General features: G+C 60.5%; 1 protein-coding gene. It reads right to left on the reverse strand.

What is annotated here, in order from left to right; all coding sequences use genetic code 11:
- Positions 1-342 (reverse strand): nucleotidyl transferase AbiEii/AbiGii toxin family protein (locus AACY45_RS27820; RefSeq protein ID WP_339548688.1); only part of this gene is annotated, 342 nt, incomplete at its 3' end.
- Between the last annotated feature and the right edge of the window lie 189 nt (positions 343-531).

Consider the following 531-nt stretch of genomic DNA (forward strand, 5'->3'; position numbering starts at 1 on the left):
CTTGATCGCATCGAGGCGCGCCCGGCGCTTTTTGCTACTCAGCGCTTCGAGCTCCTCGATGGTCGCCGGCTCGCCGATGTCGTCCCGAAACACCGTGACATCAATGTCTTCGGAGAAGCGATTGATCAAACCAAACCCTTTGGACAGGGAGGTTCCACCTTTGAAGAGGAGGCGGGGTCCGCCCTCTTTCAAGCCATTGAACAAGGCATCCAGCGTCCAGCAGACCCAGAAGTCCTTCTCGATATTCTGAGACGCCGTGCCGAGGCGTAGCGCCGTCGTATCGAAGGCGCTCAACATCGCGTCCGACCCGGCCGCGAGAACCTCGTCGAAAGCCGGATTCATGTCTTCACCGCCCGGGCTGCACCGCGCTTGGCAGTTTGTGCCTTCTGCGGGGAGAGCGGCTTTCGCTTGGGCCGGGCGACGGCAGCATGACGCTGATCATCGGCATCGTCCGCCGTTCTTTGTTGATGACGATCATGATCAGCATCATCACGATCATCATCGACGTGCCGACGACGAACGCCGGCGTCG

This window comes from Pseudomonas sp. RA_35y_Pfl2_P32, from assembly GCF_963970735.1.
GTDB lineage: Bacteria > Pseudomonadota > Gammaproteobacteria > Pseudomonadales > Pseudomonadaceae > Aquipseudomonas.